14 protein-coding genes are annotated in these 17637 nt (G+C 71.3%); 6 read left to right on the forward strand and 8 right to left on the reverse strand.

What is annotated here, in order from left to right; genetic code table 11:
- Positions 1-349 precede the first annotated feature (349 nt).
- From ACFQ4G_RS16260 to ACFQ4G_RS16280, 5 genes are all read right to left on the reverse strand, one after another.
- On the reverse strand, positions 350-1591 hold the full coding sequence (locus tag ACFQ4G_RS16260) for a cytochrome P450 (protein ID WP_238208688.1): 1242 nt from the start codon (positions 1589-1591) through the stop codon (positions 350-352).
- Positions 1588-2871, reverse strand: coding sequence for an NAD(P)/FAD-dependent oxidoreductase (locus ACFQ4G_RS16265; protein WP_379040608.1), 1284 nt, complete (start codon positions 2869-2871; stop codon positions 1588-1590). Before ACFQ4G_RS16265 ends, ACFQ4G_RS16260 begins: the two co-directional genes overlap by 4 nt.
- Complete coding sequence (locus ACFQ4G_RS16270; protein ID WP_238208686.1) at positions 2868-3101, reverse strand: ferredoxin; 234 nt, start codon at positions 3099-3101, stop codon at positions 2868-2870. Before ACFQ4G_RS16270 ends, ACFQ4G_RS16265 begins: the two co-directional genes overlap by 4 nt.
- A gap of 93 nt (positions 3102-3194) precedes the next feature.
- Positions 3195-3707 carry a GNAT family N-acetyltransferase gene (locus ACFQ4G_RS16275; protein WP_238208685.1) on the reverse strand — a complete coding sequence of 171 codons (513 nt, stop codon included), beginning with the start codon at positions 3705-3707 and terminating at the stop codon, positions 3195-3197.
- Positions 3704-4468, reverse strand: a complete 765-nt coding sequence (locus ACFQ4G_RS16280; RefSeq protein ID WP_238208708.1) for a DUF3750 domain-containing protein — start codon at positions 4466-4468, stop codon at positions 3704-3706. Before ACFQ4G_RS16280 ends, ACFQ4G_RS16275 begins: the two co-directional genes overlap by 4 nt.
- Before the next feature lie 243 nt (positions 4469-4711).
- Between ACFQ4G_RS16280 and ACFQ4G_RS16285 the strand changes: the two genes are divergently transcribed.
- Both ACFQ4G_RS16285 and ACFQ4G_RS16290 read left to right on the forward strand, forming a co-directional pair.
- Positions 4712-6823, forward strand: a complete 2112-nt coding sequence (locus ACFQ4G_RS16285) for a TonB-dependent receptor (RefSeq protein WP_238208707.1) — start codon at positions 4712-4714, stop codon at positions 6821-6823.
- 153 nt (positions 6824-6976) lie between these two features.
- Positions 6977-7216 (forward strand): hypothetical protein, encoded by a 240-nt coding sequence (locus ACFQ4G_RS16290; RefSeq protein WP_238208684.1) that lies wholly within the window; start codon positions 6977-6979, stop codon positions 7214-7216.
- 180 nt (positions 7217-7396) lie between these two features.
- Here ACFQ4G_RS16290 and ACFQ4G_RS16295 read toward each other — a convergent pair whose 3' ends face one another.
- The gene (locus tag ACFQ4G_RS16295; RefSeq protein WP_238208683.1) at positions 7397-7771 is read right to left on the reverse strand and encodes a DUF6481 family protein; all 375 of its coding nucleotides are present in this window, start codon (positions 7769-7771) and stop codon (positions 7397-7399) included.
- A gap of 218 nt (positions 7772-7989) precedes the next feature.
- Complete coding sequence (locus ACFQ4G_RS16300) at positions 7990-8199, reverse strand: cold-shock protein (RefSeq protein ID WP_055952791.1); 210 nt, start codon at positions 8197-8199, stop codon at positions 7990-7992.
- Positions 8200-8878: 679 nt separating this feature from the next.
- Between ACFQ4G_RS16300 and ACFQ4G_RS16305 the strand changes: the two genes are divergently transcribed.
- The 4 genes from ACFQ4G_RS16305 to ACFQ4G_RS16320 all read left to right on the forward strand — a co-directional run bounded on the left by ACFQ4G_RS16305 (position 8879) and on the right by ACFQ4G_RS16320 (position 17006).
- On the forward strand, positions 8879-10792 hold the full coding sequence (locus ACFQ4G_RS16305; RefSeq protein ID WP_238208706.1) for an autotransporter assembly complex protein TamA: 1914 nt from the start codon (positions 8879-8881) through the stop codon (positions 10790-10792).
- Positions 10792-15159, forward strand: coding sequence for a translocation/assembly module TamB domain-containing protein (locus ACFQ4G_RS16310; RefSeq protein WP_379040612.1), 4368 nt, complete (start codon positions 10792-10794; stop codon positions 15157-15159). The genes ACFQ4G_RS16305 and ACFQ4G_RS16310 overlap by 1 nt, the downstream gene beginning before the upstream one ends.
- A 177-nt stretch (positions 15160-15336) precedes the next feature.
- Entirely contained in the window at positions 15337-15993 is a 657-nt protein-coding gene (locus ACFQ4G_RS16315; protein WP_238208681.1) for a DUF47 domain-containing protein, read from the forward strand.
- 5 nt (positions 15994-15998) lie between these two features.
- On the forward strand, positions 15999-17006 hold the full coding sequence (locus ACFQ4G_RS16320) for an inorganic phosphate transporter (RefSeq protein WP_238208680.1): 1008 nt from the start codon (positions 15999-16001) through the stop codon (positions 17004-17006).
- A gap of 7 nt (positions 17007-17013) precedes the next feature.
- On the opposite strand, the gene ACFQ4G_RS16325 is transcribed toward ACFQ4G_RS16320, so the two are convergent.
- A complete protein-coding gene (locus ACFQ4G_RS16325; protein ID WP_238208679.1) occupies positions 17014-17388 on the reverse strand; it encodes a hypothetical protein in 375 nt (124 codons plus the stop codon).
- Between the last annotated feature and the right edge of the window lie 249 nt (positions 17389-17637).

The following is a 17637-nucleotide window of genomic DNA, read 5'->3' on the forward strand; positions in this document are numbered from 1 at the left end:
CGGAGGTCACCGGGCCGGACGGCATGGCCGGGGCGACCGGCTCGAGGGCGGCCTGCGCACCGAGGCCGGCGCGGCTGCCGCGGCTCGGTCCGTCGAGGCGCGACGAGCTGCAGGCACCGAGGCTTGCGGCAAGGGCGACGAGGGCAACGGTCGACAGGAACTGACGCGGCATCGATTTCTCTTCCCGGCAGGGACATCGGCAATAGGCCGCTGCGTCACCGGCAATTGCGCTGACGGCAAGGCAATCCGGGAGGCATGAGAGGGGAAAGGTGCCTCGCCTCGGCTTTTCGGACCTTGTGTGGCTGCAGGGCCGCAATCGCGGTAGCGCCGTGCCCCCTGCCCCGTGGCGTCAGCGTCCGGGCGCGATTCCGTCGATGGCGAGCCGCAGGTGCTTGGGACCGCGCAGGGCCGCCCCCGGGCGATAGGGCGGCGGATCGTCGACGAGGCGCGGATGGGTGAGGCGCTGCGCCAGGGCCACCAGGGCCGCCTCCGCCTCGAACCGCGCCAGCGGCGCCCCGGCGCAGTAATGGAGGCCGCCGCCGAAGCCGAAATGACGGATGTCGGGCCGGTCCGGGTCGAACCTGTCCGGGTCCTCGAACACCGCCGGATCGCGATTGCCCGAGGCCAGCAGGAGCACGATGTCGGCGCCTTCCGGGATCGTGGTGCCGGCGATGTCGATGGCGTTCAGGGCGCGCCGCGTCCGGAAATGCACCGGCGGGTCGTAGCGCAGCATCTCCTCGATCAGGCGCGGGGCGAGGTCCGGCTCGCAGGCGAGGCGCGCGAGGATGTCGGGGTGGCGCACCAGGGCCAGCATGCTGTTGGCGATGAGGTTCACGGTTGTCTCGTGCCCGGCCACCAGCAGCAGGATCGCGGTGGCGATGAGGTCGTACTCGCCCATCCCCGGCCCGGCCTTGCCGCCGAGGCCCGACAGCATGTCGTCCTGCGGATGCCGGCGCTTCTCCTTGATGAGGCCGGCCATATAGGTCGAGATCTCGTCGAACGTCGTGATGTTGGCCGCGCGCGCCTCCGCGTTCCCGAGATTGTCGGGCTCCAGCGCCGAGGCGAGCTGCGTCGCCCAGCCGTGGAATTGCGGCTCGTCCTCGCGCGGGATGCCGAGCATCTCGCAGATCACCGTCACCGGCAGCGGGTAGGCGAGGTCTTCGACGAGGTCGATGCGCGTCGCGCCGGCCTGCTTGTCCAGCAGCTCGGAGACCAGGACATGCGAACGCTCGCGCATGGCGTGGACCCGCTGGGGGGTGAACTGCCCCATCACGGCGCCGCGCAGGGTGTCGTGGTCCGGCGGGTCGCGGAAGATGAAGGGGCGATGGGTGTTGGTGACGTGGTTCTTCACCGGGTTGACGATCCAGTCCGAGAGCGGGTTGCCCGTGCGCGGGCGCTCGCTCGGCGGCAGGGTCTCGGAGCTGATCCGCGGATCGTGCAGGAGGCTGGCGATCGCCGCATGGGTCGAGGCCACGTAGGTGCCGTCGTCCTGGCGGGAGACCGGGGTCTCGCGCAGGCGGGCGTAGAGCGGATAGGGGTCGGCCCGGTTGGCCTCGTCCTTGACCGCCTCGAACAGGCGTCCGGTCTTCATGGGGCGGTCCGTTCCTCGGGAAAGTCCGGCGCCAGCACCGCGAGACTGTGTTCGTCGGTTCCGCCGCGGATCGGCGGAAACGGCGCGCGGGCGGCGATCCGCTCGGCATAGGCCGGGAGCCAGCGGGCGGAATCGAACGACACCGCCGCGATGCAGCGGCCCTCGCGGCCGTAGACGACGACGAAGCGCCCCTCCTTCGGGCTCCCCTGCGCGAAGACCATGGAATCGGCACCCTGCGTCAGCCCCACGGACTTGATGGTGATGCTCCCTTGCGACGACCAGAAGGCCGGCATCTCGGCATAGGCCGCGCCTGAGGCCGCTCCGGCGAGGAGGCGGCCGGCATGCTCGCCCTGCGCCACCGCATGGCCCCAATGCTCCAGGGCGACGGGGCGGCCGTCATAGAGCGGATGGGGAAAGCGCGCCACGTCGCCGGCCGCCGCGATGGACCTGTCGGGCCGTCCCTCCGTATCGAGGACGTGGCCGGCCTCGTCGCAGGCGATGCCGCCGGGACCGGCATCGAGCCCGGAGCCGTGCAGCCATTCGGTGTTGCGCACGGCGCCGAGCGCCACCACCACGAGATCGGTCTCCACGCTCGACCCGTCGCCGAGCACCGCCCGGACCACCCGTCCCGAGGCATCGCCCTCGAGCCGCTCGACCTTGGTCCGGCTGCGCAGGTCGACACCGAGCGCCCGGTGCAGGGCGGCGACGATCTCGCCCACCGGCTGCCCGAGGATGCGCGCCAGCGGCGCCGGTCCCGGATCGATCAGGGTGACGGGCAGATCGAGCGCCCGGCAGGAGGCCGCGACCTCGCAGCCGATGAAGCCGGCGCCGATGACGAGGACGCGCTTCGGGCCGGCGGCCAGCGCCCGCCGCAGCGACGCGGCATCGTCGCGTCCGCGCAGGGTGTGGATTCCGACGAGCCCGGCCTCGGCGGGGTTCGGCCAGGAGCGCGCACGCGAACCGGTGGCGATGAGCAGGCGGTCGTAGGGAAGCGTCGCGCCGTCGGCGAGGCGGATCCTGCGGGCCTGCCTGTCGAGGCCGATGGCGGCGATGCCGAGCCGCCACTCGGCCTCCAGTGCGTGGAGGTTCGGCAGCAGCGTCGCCTCGGGCGCGACCGCACCGGTGAGCGCGGCTTTCGAGAGCGGCGGCCGGTCGTAGGGGCGGTGCGGCTCGTCGCCGACGAGGGTCAGCGTGCCGGCAAAGCCCGCGCGGCGCAGGGCCTCGGCGCCGCGCAGACCCGCGAGGGAGGCGCCGACCACCACCGCATGCCCGTCGCTCATCGCGGTTCCTCGACCCGGATCGCCTGGACCGGGCACGAGACCCGCGCTCGCTCGATGGCGAGCCGCGCGGAGGCCGAGGGTGCTGGATCGTAGAACAGGGCCTCGCGGCCGTGCAGCGCGAAGTGCTCCGGTGCCGCGTAGCAGCACTGCGCATAGGCCTGGCAGCGATTGAGATCGACGGTGACGCGGAGGGGTGGCGAGGCGGTCGGCGGAGAAGAGAGGTCGGACATGAGGCTCGCTGAGGGAAGTCCCTCCGACAAGGCCCGCGCCGGGCCGAGGTTCCGCTTCAGCGGCCGCGAGTGCGCATCGGTCGCGTCACCGCATCATCGCGGCGCCACAACGTCGAGGGTGCGGTGCATCACCAGGGCATCGACCAGCCCGAGCGTCGGATGCCGGAACGCCTCGGGCAGGCGGGCGAGTTCGCGGAAGCCGAGGCTCTTCCACAGGGCGACCGCGCGGGTGTTGCTGGCGACGACGAAGTTGAACTGCATCGCCCGAAAACCCTGGCGGGCGGCGGTCTCGAGGGCATGCCGCCCCATGGCCCGGGCGACGCCGCGCCCGGCCGCGGCGGGATGGGTCATGAAGCCGGCATTGGCCACATGCGCCCCGCCGCCCTGCTGGTTCGCCTTCAGCATAGAGGTTCCGAGCACCCTGCCCTCGTCGACCGCGACGAAGACCTGGTTTCCGGGCGCGAACCAATAGGCCAGCATGGAATCGCGGGTGCCGTCGCGCGGCAGCACATAGGTCTCGCCGGCCCGGATCACCGGTTCGAGGATCGACCAGACCGCGTCGGCATCGCCGGGTTCCGCCGGGCGGACGAGGAGAGGCGCCGTCATGTCGTTCCGATCCGTCCCCAGCCGGGAAGCTTGAGCGCCGGACGGCGCAGGTCGAGCCCCGCGACGAGGCCCAGCAGATTGACCTCGATCCCCTCGACCCAGCCGAGGGTGATCCCGGCATAGCCGCCGAGGGTCACCCGGATGCCGGTGCCGCTCGGCGTGCGCTCGACGATGCGGCCGGGCGGGGCCCAGTCCTTGCCGAGCGCCGTGGGCGGCAGGGTCGCCTGCGGCTCCGGCAGGCGGGCGAGGACATGGGCGGAGAAGCTGTTCGAGTTCGGTCCGGGCCAGGCCTGGTAGGTCCCGAGCGCCCGGTAGGGATAATCGGCCACCGCCGCGCGGATCGCCGGGATGGCGCGGGCCGCCTCGTCCCCGTCGAGGGCGAGAACGGTCTGCGGATCGTTGCCGAACCAGCGCCCGTCCGCGGCCCAGCCATCGGTGCGCACGGGCATCCCCCAGCCGACCACGTCGTAGCGGGTGTAGCGGGCGGCACCCGCCGGCTTGACCACGATCCAGCTGTGATGGGCGAAGATCCCGCGCCAGCGCCCGACCCGCGCCGCATAGACCCGGACGAGCGCCGGGTCCGATGCCTTGGGCGGGTTCAGCAGCCCGGCGCTCGACCAGTCTGCCACGGACCAGTCCGCCGCCCCGCCGCCGCGCACCATCCACCACAGGGCGTGGGTGCCGAGCGGCAGCAGGAACAGGCCGAGCAGGACGAGGCCGAGGACGCGGAGGGTCGAGCCGAGAAGAGAGAGGGAGATCACGAGGGGAGATGTTTGCCGGCGCGGTGCCTCATGCAAGCTCCGCCTTCGTCGCAGGTGCGGCATTCCCAGCCGGCGACGACCGTCGCCCCAATGATGCAGCGCGGCAACAGCCGGCTCCCAACCCGCGCCGCCGCCCGCCGACCCCCTTGCAGGAGCGGAGCGGCTCGGCAATGAAACATTATAACATACTTATTTCGGGGCGTGATGCGGATGAGACGATCGGGAATCTGGCTGGCCGGGACGATGCTGTCCGGCGCGGGTCTCGCCTCCGCGTCGATGATCGGCCCCGTGATCGCGCAGCAGGCCGAGGCGACGCTCTCCGAACTGACGGTGACCTCCGCGAGCCCGATCATCGCCGCGCCGCGCGCCACCACCGCGTCGGGCTTTCCCACCGGCGTGCTGCCGGTGGTGACCAGCACCTTCTCGCCGGTCACGGTGGTGACGGCCGAGCAGATCGCCCGCGACCAGCCCCGCACCCTCGGCGACGCCCTGATGGACAGGCCCGGCATCTCGGCCTCGACCTATGCGCCGGGAGCCGCAAGCCGGCCGATCATCCGCGGCCTCGACAACAACCGGGTGCGCATCCAGGAGAACGGCGTCGGCATCCAGGACGTGTCGGAGCTCGGCGAGGATCACGGTGTTCCGATCAACCCGCTGGTGACGAACCGGATCGAGGTGATCCGTGGCCCCGCCTCCCTGCGCTACGGCTCGCAGGCGATCGGCGGCGTGGTCAGCGCCGAGAACAACCGCGTCCCGACCTTCATCCCCGCCGGCGGCATCTCGGGCCAGGCCACCACCGGCTATTCCTCCGTCGACAACGGTCGGCTCGGTGCGGTCAGCGTCGATGCCGGAGGCCAGAACGTCGCGATCCATGCCGACGGTTTCCGCACCGCCGCCGACAGCTACAACACCCCGGCCGGCATCCAGCGCAATTCCGCCAACGAATCGCAGGGCGGCGCGGTGGGTATGTCGTTCATCGGCGACCGCGGCTTCGTCGGCCTGTCCTACAGCCATTACGACGCGCTCTATCAGATCCCCGGCGGCGGCTCGGCGGAGAGCCGCACCCGCCTCGACCCGAACCAGGACCGGCTTCTCGCACGCGGCGAGTACCGCCCCCTGGAGGGGCCGTTCGAGGTGATCCGTTTCTGGGCCGGCGGCTCGGTCTACCGGCACAACGAGACCGGGATCGGCGAGGACGGGATCGACGGAATCCAGGCGACGTTCAAGAACCGCGAGGCCGAGGGCCGGGTCGAGCTGCAGCACGTGCCGGTGGCCCTCGGCTTCGGCACGCTGACCGGGGCGCTCGGCCTGCAGACAGGCCGGCGCACCATCGGCACGTCCGGGGAGGCCGGCGGTCTTCTCGCGCCGACGGATTCGCGCAGCAACGCCGTCTACCTGTTCGAGGAGATCGCCGTCGGCAACGGTCTGCGCTTCCAGGGGGCTGGGCGGATCGAGGGCGACCGCTCCACCGGCACCGCCTCGATCTTCCCCGGCGACTACCTGCCGGTGGACGGGCAGGACCCTCTCTCCTACGGCCGCAGACGCTCCTTCGCCCCGAAGAGCCTGAGCTTCGGCGCCCTGCAGGACCTGCCCAACGGCTTCGTCGCGAGCCTCAACGGCTCCTATGTCGAGCGCGCGCCCACCGCCTTCGAGCTGTATTCGCGCGGACCGCACGACGCCACGGAGACGTTCGAGATCGGCGATTCCAACCTCAAGAAAGAGAGCGCGCGCACCGTCGAGGTCAGCATCCGCCGCGCGGAGGGCCCGTTCCGCCTTGACGCCACCGGCTATTACACGCGCTATACCGGCTTCATCTACAAGCGCGAGACCGGCATCGGCTGCGGCGACGACTTCGCCTCCTGCGGCAGCGACGACGAGTTGCAGCAGATCGTCTACTCGCAGCGCAACGCCGCATTCTACGGCGCCGAGATCGGCGCGCAGCTCGATCTCCTGCCGGTGGGGAACGGATTCGCCGGAATCGAGGCGCAGTACGATTTCGTCCGCGCGCAGTTCGACGACGGCTCCTACGTGCCCCGCATCCCGCCGCACCGCCTCGGCGGCGGCGCCTTCATCCGGGCCGACGGATGGTATGCCCGCGTGAACCTGCTCCACGCCTTCGCCCATCTCGAGACCGCGCCCCTGGAGACGACGACGCCGGGCTACAACGACCTGCGCGCCGAGATCAGCCATACCAGGGCCCTCGACCGGACCCTCTACGGCGCCAGCGAGATCACCTTCGGCCTCCAGGGCCGCAACCTCCTCGACGACCGGATCCGCAACTCGGCCTCGTTCAAGAAGGACGAAATCCTGCTGCCCGGCCGCAATGTCCGGCTGTTCCTGACGGCACGGTTCTGAGAGCGTCAGGGGTCTCCGGGATAGGCGGGAGGGGCCTGCCGGCGGCGGCCGGATGCGGTGGTGGGCCTTTATCTGCCCGCCCGGCGGCAAAGCGTGCTAGAAGAGTCCCAACCCCGCACGAACCCGTGCCCTGGGCAAACCCATGAGGCCCAAGTGGCGAATGCGTTCAAGAGTGGTGCGTCCCAATCGCGCACCACCAACGATTTCAACGAGAGGGCCAAGCAGCTCTCCGAGCGGCTCGGCGCCATCGAGAAGCCCGCGCAGATGAAGCGCGGCAACGCTCCGCGTCGCTCGTTCAAGGCCGGTCCCCGCCCGGAAGCGGATACCGAGCCGAAGGGTGAGGTCGAGGCCACGTCCGAGAAGGACGAGGGCGAGGCGGAAGCCGAGGCCTGAGGCCGCCTCCCCGGATCACGCATCCGGGACGCGTCCCAGTCACGCCAAGGGCTCGGATCGCAGGACCGGACGAGAGATCCGGCGCCGCGATCCGAGCTCTTGGCGCTTTTCGTCCGACGAGGCGGTCCTCACGGGTGAGGGCCGCCGCATACAGTGTGTCGGGCCTCTATCGGCGAGTGATCACCGACGCGCCTTGGCCTTGCGGGCGGCGTAGCGCGCGTCGCGCTGGGCCTTCTTCTCGGCGAGGTCGATGGCCTTGCGTTCGGCGGCGATGCGCGCCTCTTCCTCTTCGCGGGCGATCTGGGCGGCGAGTTCCGCCTCTTCGCGGGCCCGCTTCTCTTCGGCGGCCTTCTTCTCGGCGGCGATGCGGGCGGCCTCGCGCTCGCGTGCTCTCTCTTCGCGGGCACGGGCGACCTCGGCGCGGGCCTGGGCCTTTGCGATCATGTCCGGGTCATCCGCCGGGGGACGGGCCTTGAATTTTTCCAGCAGCATCTGCTTGGCGCTGGCGGAGTTCTTACGGCGGTCGTCGAAATTCCTGTAGTCGAAGGCGCTCATCTGACCTTTCTCATGTGTGCGTCTCGGCCCGATCCGCGACTGGAAGCACGCGGCGCGAAGCCTTGCCGGGAATCATCGAAGTTCGGGGTTGGGTCGAATCGGAAAGCCAATGCCTCACGATCCGGCCGGAATCAACAGAAGCCGCCCCTGGTAGGGCGGCTTCTTTCACACGTGTTGAACGAAGGCCTCACCCGTGGGGCCCTCGCCGGGCCCCGGCCTCAGGCGGCCTGGAGGTTGCCGGCCGATTGCTTGCCCGTGCGGCGGTCGTTCTCGATCTCGTAGGAGACTTTCTGCCCCTCGATGAGGTTGCGCATGCCGGCGCGCTCCACGGCCGAGATATGGACGAACACGTCCTTGCCGCCGTCATCCGGCTGAATGAAGCCGTAGCCCTTGGTCTCGTTGAACCATTTCACGGTGCCCGTGCTCATGGTGGTGTCCTTCTCGCCGTCGGGAGGAACGCGATTGCAGCCGTCGCGGCCTCGTCTCGAATGGGGTGTGGAGGGGCCTCTCGGGCCGCACAGCTTTGCTCGCGGCCGACAGGGCGCAGGGTCTCGGAGATGCGATGGGATCGAAGCGACGGCCCGCGGCAGTTCTGCAGCGACTGCTGGGCGTGCGACCCGGAATGAACCGGCGGGGGATCGTGGAAGACAAGGTCCGATAGGTGAAAGTTAGGTTGCCTGCGATGCTCAGACAAGGCTCCCGGCCGTTCCCGGTTCCCGACCGGGCCCGCGATTTCCATCGGTGAAGCGAGCCGACTGAATGACGGGCGGTCCCCGCTGCGGCACCGCCCGAGGTTGCCCTGGCGGGAGGCGGCGGCTAGGCTTGCCACTCTGCGACATGAGGCGAGGAACGACCTTAACGACCCGGTGAGGGGTCGTCACGGAAGGTTGACCGGCATCGAAGCGGGGGCGGGATGACGGAGTCGAAGGCCGGTGGGCAAACATCGGGGCGAAGCGGGGGGGTCCCGTCGCCGCGGATGACGGGAGCCGGGCCGGCGGGATCACCGGTGGGTCGTGCTTCGTGAAGTTTGACAAGCGTGATGCGAAGGCCAGGGGCCTGAGGCACGGCTGTGCGGGCGTGGTTCTGGCCGTCATCGGCGGCGTGTCGATGAGCGCCCTCGCCTGCTCGCCCGCGGCGGCCTTCGACCTGTTCGGCCTGTTCGGCTCCGAGGAGGAGCCGCCGGCGCCGAACCGCGAATCCGTCCCCTATTCGGTCAAGTTCCAGGGTATCGAGGACGAGGACGTGCTGCAGGCCCTGCAGGACACCTCGACGCTCTATCGCCTGCGCCAGGACGCTCCGCCAGACGGCGAGGGCATCGTGCGGCGGGCCGAGGCCGACATCCGCCGCCTGGCCGACGTGCTCTCGGGCTACGGCTATTACCAGGGCAAGGTCGCCATCCGCATCGACGGGGTCGAGCTCTCCGGCGAGGCCTCGATCGCCGCCGCGGCGCGGGCCGCCGAGGGCGCGCGGGCCCGGACCCTGGTGCCGGTCAAGATCGTGGTCGATGCCGGCCCCCTCTACACGCTCCGCTCGGTGGCGGCCTCCGATCCGCGCGGGAACGAGTTCCCGGCCGAAGTGCTGCCCGAGCGCTTCACCCGGGTGGGCGACGACGTCCCCGCCCGCTCGGCCACGGTGCTCGCCCGCGAGGCGAAGATCGTCGATCGCTTCCGCGCGCTGGGCCATCCCTTCGCCAAGGCGGTCTCGCGCGATCCCGTGGTGGACGACACCGCCCACGTCATGGACGTGCGCTTCACCATCGATCCCGGCCCGATCGCCGGGATGGGCGAGGTCGCCGTGCGCGGCACCACCGGCATCGACCCGGCCGTGGTCCGCTCCTTCATCTACAGCGAGCCGGGCGATCCCTATTCGCCCAAGGCCGTGGCCGATATCCGCCGGTCGGTGGCGAAGGTCGAGGCCCTCGGCTCCGTCCGGGTCCGCGAGGGCGAGACGCTCGACCCGCAGGGCAACCTGCCGATCTTCGTCGACGTGACCGAGCGCGACCGCAACCTGATCGGCGTCTCGGCCCGCTATTCCACGGTCGATGGTCCGGGCATCCGCGCCTATTACGCCAACCGCAACCTGTTCGGCGGCGGCGAGACCCTGCGGCTCGACGCCGACATCTACTATCTCGGCAACGACCTCTACGCGAAGCAGCGCAAGGCCGCCGGCATCGACTCGAACGGCCTCGGCGGCCGGATCTCCGCCACCTTCGTCAAGCCGGCCTTGTGGGGCACCCGCAACGATCTGGTGGCCAACGTCTTCGCCGGGCGCGAGGCGCAGCAATCCTACGTCTCGGACGCGGCCGGCGGCACGGTGGGCATCCGTCACCGCTTCTCCGACACGTTCTTCGCGCAGATCGGCATCGACGGTCAGGCCGGCCGCTCGCAGGATGCCCTCGGCAAGGTCGATTACCGCCTCGTCGGCGTGCCGCTCTCGGTCTCCTACGATTCCACCGACAACCTCCTCGATCCGACCCAGGGGTTCCGCGCCACCGCCTCGGTGACCCCCTATGCCGGGTTCCTCGGCTCCGATCCCTCGATCTTCGTCGCCAAGGCGCAGGGCTCGACCTATTACGCGCTCGACGACGAGGCCCGCTACATCCTCGCCGGCCGCGTCGGCTTCGGCTCGATCTCGGGAGCGGCGCTCGAGGACATCCCGGCCAACATCCGGTTCTTCGCCGGCGGCGGCGGCTCGGTGCGCGGCTTCCCCTACCGGACGCTGGGGCCGCGCGGGCCGTTCAACCTGCCGGTGGGCGGGCGCAGCCTGCTCGAAGCCTCGGTGGAGGCACGGATCAAGATCACGGACACGATCGGCGTGGTGCCGTTCTTCGATGCCGGCACCGCCTTCGAGGGCAGCCTGCCGGATTTCGAGGAGCGCATCCGCTACGCTGCGGGCCTCGGCCTTCGCTACTATACCGGCATCGGCCCGATCCGCGTCGACGTCGCCTTCCCCCTCGACCGGATCAAGGGCAATCGCGAGCGCCCCGTGGCCCTCTACATCAGCCTGGGGCAGTCGTTCTGATGGGATTTTTCGGACGGGTCATCGGCCGGTGCGCATCGACCCTCCCCCGCAGAGGGGGGAGGGTCGCGCGCGCCATCGTGGTGGCCTTCGGCTTGGCCGCCTTCGTCGCCGTTCCTGCCCTCACTCACGCGGACGAGGGCGAGAAGACCGTGCTCGGCGGGCTGCTGTCGAAGGCGCTCTCCACCCCCGGGTCGCAGGTCTCCATCGGCGCGGTGGACGGGGCGCTCTCCTCCAACGCCACGATCCGCGACGTGGCGATCAGCGATCGCGACGGCGTCTGGCTGAAGCTCGACAGGGCCCGCCTCGTCTGGAGCCGCCTCGCTTTGCTCTCCGGCCGGCTGCAGGTGGACAGCCTGGAGATCGGCCGCCTCGAAGTGCTGCGCCGCCCCCTCCCCGCCCCGGTCTCTGCGACGCCCGAGCCCGACGGCACGCTCCTGCCCGACCTGCCGGTGAAGGTGGAGATCACCGCCTTCAAGCTCGCGGAACTGGTGCTCGGCGAGACCGTCGCCGGTCAGCCGGCCCGCCTCTCCGCCGAGGGCAAGGCCAAGCTCGGCGCCCCGTCCGAGGGGCTCGACCTCGATCTTTCCGTGCGCCGCCTCGATGCCGTCGGCCAGTTCGCCGCCCGCCTCCTGTTCGTGCCCAAGGGCTCGAAGCTCGAAGTGAAGACGACGCTGGTGGAGGCCGCCGGCGGCCTCCTCTCCAAATTCGCCAACCTGCCCGGCGAGCCGCCGATCAACCTCGATCTCGACGGGCGCGGCACCCTCGATGCCTGGAACGCCCGGCTCGATTTCGATGCCGGCCCCGATCTCGGCGCGAAGGGCACGGCCCGGATCGCCCGCGCCGGTGCCGACCGCCAGCTGACCCTCGACCTGTCCTCGCGGATCGAGGGGCTGCTGCCCGGCCCGGCGGCCGCGATCTTCTCCGGCACGACCAAGCTCGACGGGGCCCTGCGCTTCGGCGATAGCGGCGCCTTCGGCATCGACCGCCTGGCGCTCGCCTCCCGCACCGCCCGCCTCGACGCCGCGGGCAGCCTGACGCCGGACCGGGTCGCCGACTTCACGATCTCCGCCCGTGCGGTCCCCACCGAGGGCGGCGTCACCAAGGCGGCCAATGCCGAACTCGACACCCTCGTCTTCGACGGCAGCGTGAAGGGGCCCATCGCCCGGCCACAGGTGAAGGGCGACCTCAAGGCCGCGGGCCTGCGCGCCGACGGCAACGCCCTCGACCGGATCGCCGCCACCCTCGCCATGGAGCCGACCGGTGGCGACCCCGCCGCCACGCGTTTCGCCCTGAGCGCGGATGCCACCGTCGAGGGCCTCAAGCTCGCCGACGCGGCCCTGCGCCGTGCCGTCGGATCGCGCGGTGCCTTCACCTTCCGGGGCACGCTGCAGCCCGACGGCGTGGTCGACGTGGCGACGTTCGATCTCGATGCGCCCACCGCCAAGCTGTCCTATGTGGGCCGGGTGGGCCAGAACACCCTCGCCGGCACGCTGAATGCCGGCCTCGCCGACCTCTCCGCCTTCTCCGATGTCGCCGACCGGACCCTGGCCGGCAGCGTCGCCGTGAAGGCCGCCCTCAGCGGCGACCCGGCCCGAAAGGCCGTGACCGCCGATGTCGATGCGACGACCCGGGGGCTCGCCCTCGGCCTGCCCGCCCTCGACCGGCTGCTCGGGCGCGAACCGCGCTTCTCGGGTCGCCTGTCGCAGGTCTTCGACGGCTACAGTTTCGAGGGGGCCAAGCTCGACGGCGCCGAGATGGTCGCGCGGCTGGAAGGCAAGGCCACGGCGCGCCTCGCCGATGCCAAGCTCCTGGTGGACCTGAAATCCCTCTCCGCCCTCGATCCGCGCCTTTCCGGCCGCGCCCTCCTCGACGGCCGTCTCTCCGGCACCCTGGAGAAGCCGGACCTCACCGCGACCCTCACCGCCGCGGACGGACGGGCGCTCGGCCGCCCGATCCGCGACCTGCGCGTGGCCGCGACGCTCAAGGACCTGACGGGCGCCCTCGACGGAACCCTGGCCCTCGGCGGCGAGATCGGCGGCAAGACCCTGCGCGGGGACGTGCATCTCGCCCGCACGGGCGCGGATTGGTCCCTCGACCGGCTCGCCGTGAATCTCGGCTCCGCCACCCTCGACGGCAAGGCGACCGTCGATGCTGCGACCCTGCTGACCCAGGGGACGGTCGCTCTCTCGGCGGCCAATCTCGACGACCTGTCGCCGCTGGCCCTCACGCCCCTGGCCGGCAGCCTCGACGCCTCCATCGCCCTCTCCCGCGACGGCGGACGCCAGGACGCCGCCGTGAAGGCCAGGGGCGCCTCCCTGCGCTCGGGCGAGATCGGCCTCGCGCAGCTCGACGCCGACCTCACCGGCCGCGACCTCCTCGCCCATCCCGTCATCGACGGGAGGATCAATGCCGACCGGGTCTTCGCCGCCGGGGAATCCATCGACACCGTGCGTGTCCTGGCGGTGGGATCGCCCAATGCCAGCGACATCACCCTCACCGCCAAGGCGCGCGGCTTCGACCTCGACGGTGCCGCCCGGCTGGTTCCCTCCGAGCGGACGCGGATCGAACTGGCGCGCTTCTCCGCCGCGCGCGGCAAGGACCGCTTGGCGCTGGCCGGCCCCGCCACGATCACCCTCGACAAGGGCTCGGCCGTCATCGACGGCCTCGTCGTCGCCGCCGGCACCGGCCGGGTCAGTCTCGCCGGCCGGGCCGGGTCGAGCCTCGACCTGAAGCTCGGCATCCGGGCTGTGCCGCTGGCGCTCGCCCGCATCGCCTCGCCGAGTCTCGCCCTCACCGGCACCCTCGACGGCGACGCCGACATCCGCGGCACGAGTGCGCGGCCGGAGGGGCGTTACGCCCTGTCGGTGGCGAAGCTGGTGACGCCGGAGACCCGCAAGGCCGGCCTGCCCCCCATCGACGCCAAGGCGAGCGGCACACTCGGTGACGGCCGCGCCGGGATCGAGGGAACGGTCAATGCCGGACGCGGCGCCGCGCTCACCCTCGCCGGCTTCCTGCCCGTCTCGGCGGGCGGGCCGATCGCCCTGAAGCTGCGCGGCACCCTCGACGCGGCCATGGCCAACAGCCTGCTCAGCGCCGGCGGCCGGCGCGTCGCGGGCCGTGTCACCCTCGACGGCGGCGTCTCGGGCACCCTCGACGCGCCCCGCGCCGAGGGCGTCGCCACCCTGTCCGGCGGCAGCTTCACCGATCCGCTGCAGGGCATCGCCCTCAAGCAGATCGAGGGCCGCGTCACCGGGCGCGGGGACACGCTGGTGGTGGAGCGGCTCACCGCCCAGACCCGCAACGGCGGCGGCCTCCAGGCCAGCGGCCGCGTCGCCCTGGACCCGGCGGCCGGGTTCCCCGGCACGTTCAAGCTCACCGCAGAGCGGGCCGAACTCGTCTCCAGCCCGATCGTCACCGCCACCGCGAGCCTCAACCTCGCCCTGAGCGGTCCGCTGGCGCGCACGCCGAAGATCTCCGGCCGGGTCGATCTCGCGTCCGTCGACGTGACGGTCCCGGATCGCCTGCCCGCCACGGTGCAGCCCCTGCCCGGCGTCCGCCGGGTCAACACCCCCGGCGACGTGCGGGCGCGCCTCGACGCGAAGGCCGACCGCAGGGCGAAGATCGCCGCGATCGGGCGGCGCAAGAAGGCGCCCCCGCCCTTCGACGCGACGCTGGACGTGACGGTCTCCGCGCCGAGCCGGATCTTCGTGCGCGGGCGCGGCATCGACGCGGAGCTCGGCGGCGACCTGCGCCTCACCGGCACCTCGCGCGATCCGGTGGCCGTCGGTGATTTCGCCATGCGCCGGGGCCGCCTCAGCATCATCGGCCAGCGCCTCGATTTCACCCGCGGCCGCCTCGCCTTCAACGGCGAGCTCGCGATCCCCGAGCTCGATTTCCTCGCCGAGACCAAGGCCGCCGAGGTCACCGCCCGCGTCGCCGTGACCGGCCCGGCCAACCAGCCCGACTTCGTCCTCACCTCCGACCCGACCCTGCCGCAGGACGAGGTGCTGTCGCGGCTGCTGTTCAAGAAGGCGGCCGGCGGCCTCTCGCCGTTCCAGGCGCTCCAGCTCGCCCAGGCCGTGTCGCAGCTCTCCGGCGGGGCCGGCGGGCCGGACGTGTTCGAGCAGGCCCGCAAGGGTCTCGGCCTCGACAGCCTCGACGTCTCCACCGGCGCCTCCGGCGGTCCGGCCCTGGGCGCCTCGCGCTATCTCAGCGACCGCCTCAGCGTCGGCGTGAAGGCGGGCGCCAAGCCCCAGGACACGGCGGCCACGGTCGATTACGACGTGACCCGCCGCATCAAGATCCAGGGCGAGGCCGGCAGCGACGGCCGCACCGCCGTGGGTGTGGGAGCCGAGTGGGAATATTGAGCTCCCATGTGCCGGTTTTCGGTGCGCCGGCATCCCATGCGCCGGAATCCGGTACCGGACCCGCCACGAAAGCGTTACCGGAAGGCGGGTTCCTGATGGTGACGCCGCCGCGAGGGTTCATGTAGCCTGCAATCCCGTGCGGGCGTGCCCGTCGTCGGAGCAAAGGGGACGCGCCGGATGCTGGGCTGGTTTCGGGCGCTGATGCCGCGGGAAGACCGCTTCTTCGATCTGTTCGAACGCCATTCCCATACCCTCGTCGCCGGTGCCGAGGCGCTCCAGAAGGTGCTGGAGGGCGGCGAGGACGTGCCGCGCCACTGCCAGGTCATCGTCGATCGCGAGCACGAGGCCGACGCGATCACCGCCGAGGTGCTGCTCGCCGTGCGGCGGAGCTTCATCACCCCCTTCGACCGGGGCGACATCAAGGACCTGATCCAGTCGATGGACGACGCCATCGACCAGATGAACAAGACCGTGAAGACCATCGCCCTCTACGAGGTGCGCAGCTTCGAGCCGCTGATGCGCGAGATGGGCGAGACCGTGATCGAGGCGGCCCGGCTCACGGCCGAGACGATCCCCCTCCTCAGCGCGGTCGGGACCCATGCGGGCCGGATCAACACCCTCACCGAGCGGATCACCCGCGTCGAGGGGCGCTCGGACGAGTTGCAGGAGCGCGGCCTCAAGGCCCTCTACAGGGCGCATCGCAAGGATGGCGGCGACGGCGACACCATGGCCTACCTCATCGGCGCCGAGATCTACGGGCACCTGGAAGACGTGGTCGACCGGTTCGAGGACGTCGCCAACGAGATCAGCGGCATCGTGATCGAGAACGTGTGACCGGCATGGACGCCGCCTCGCTCGCGCTGCCGGCCCTGGCCGGCCTCATCGCCATCGCACTGTTCTTCGACTTCCTCAACGGGCTGCACGACGCGGCCAATTCCATCGCCACCATCGTCTCGACCCGGGTGTTGCGCCCGCAATACGCGGTCCTGTGGGCCGCCTTCTTCAACTTCATAGCGTTCCTGTTCTTCGGCCTCCACGTGGCGCAGACGCTGGGCACCGGGATCGTCGATGCCGGCATCATCGATCCGCGCGTGATCCTGTGCGCGCTCATCGGCGCCATCGCCTGGAACATCGCCACCTGGGTGCTCGGCATCCCGTCGAGTTCTTCGCACGCCCTGGTGGGCGGCCTCGTGGGGGCCGGAACGGCCAAGGCGGGCCTCGACGTCGTGGTCTGGTCCGGCCTGTCGAAGACGATCGCGGCCATCGTGCTCTCGCCGCTCCTCGGCTTCCTGCTGGCTCTCCTCCTCGTGCTGATCGTATCCTGGGCCTGCCGGCGGGCCACGCCGTTCGGCGTCGACCGGAGCTTCCGGCTCCTGCAATTCGTCTCGGCCTCGCTCTATTCCCTCGGCCATGGCGGCAACGACGCGCAGAAGACCATGGGGATCATCGCGGTGCTGCTCTATTCGCAGGGCCATCTCGGCGGCGACTTCCACGTGCCGCTCTGGGTGGTGCTGGCCTGCCAGTCGGCCATGGCGCTCGGCACCCTGCTCGGCGGATGGCGCATCGTCCACACGATGGGCTCGAAGATCACCCGGCTGAACCCGATGCAGGGGTTCTGCGCCGAGACCGGCGGCGCCATCACCCTGTTCCTCGCGACCTGGCTCGGCGTGCCGGTCTCGACCACCCACACCATCACGGGCGCCATCGTCGGCGTCGGTGCCGCCCGCCGGACATCGGCCGTGCGCTGGGGCGTCGCCGGCAACATCGTCGTCGCCTGGGTGCTGACCCTGCCCGCCGCCGCCCTCATCGCGGCGGGCTCCTACTGGATCACCGGCCTGTTCCGCTGATCCCCGGTCAGGTCTTCGCCGCCACCCTCTGCCCCGCCTCGCCGTAGCCGAGCCTGGCCCCCTGGCGGTTGACGGTGCCGAAGCGCAGGACGGCCTGTTCGAGATAGTCGATCGCATCGATGAGGGCGTGGCGCGCGGCCTCGACGGCCTCCTCGCCCTCTTCCGGCGGCGTCTCGGCGAAATCGACGGCGGCGATGAGCACCCGGTCACGCTCCTCCTCGATGCGGCGGTCGCGCTCCACATGGCCGCGCACATCGGCATCGAAGGCCTCGATCACCGCCCAGGGCAGCGCGTCCTTCGACGACGACGCGCCGAACGCGCGGGCCTTGCTCCGGGCCTGCGCCGCCGCCGACCTGACGAAATCCGCGAGCTTGGCATCCATGGTCGGTCTCCTGGGGGGGATCGGATGCGGTTGTCCGGGCTCCTGTTCTCCATACGCGCCCCGTCCCCGGACGGGTGGAGCGAGGCGGAACCCGATCCGGGGGCTAGCACAAGAACGCGCGAAGCGTCCGAACCTCCAAGTCCGAACCTCCAAGCCGGTTGCGGCGGGCCGCCGGCGCGGCGCGTCTTGCGCCGGGTCCCGGCTCATCGTCCGCTTCGCGCCAGGCGGCCGGGAAAGGGGCGCCGGAGA

Origin of the sequence: Methylobacterium marchantiae (assembly GCF_042679825.1) — a bacterium.
Taxonomy (GTDB): domain Bacteria; phylum Pseudomonadota; class Alphaproteobacteria; order Rhizobiales; family Beijerinckiaceae; genus Methylobacterium; species Methylobacterium marchantiae.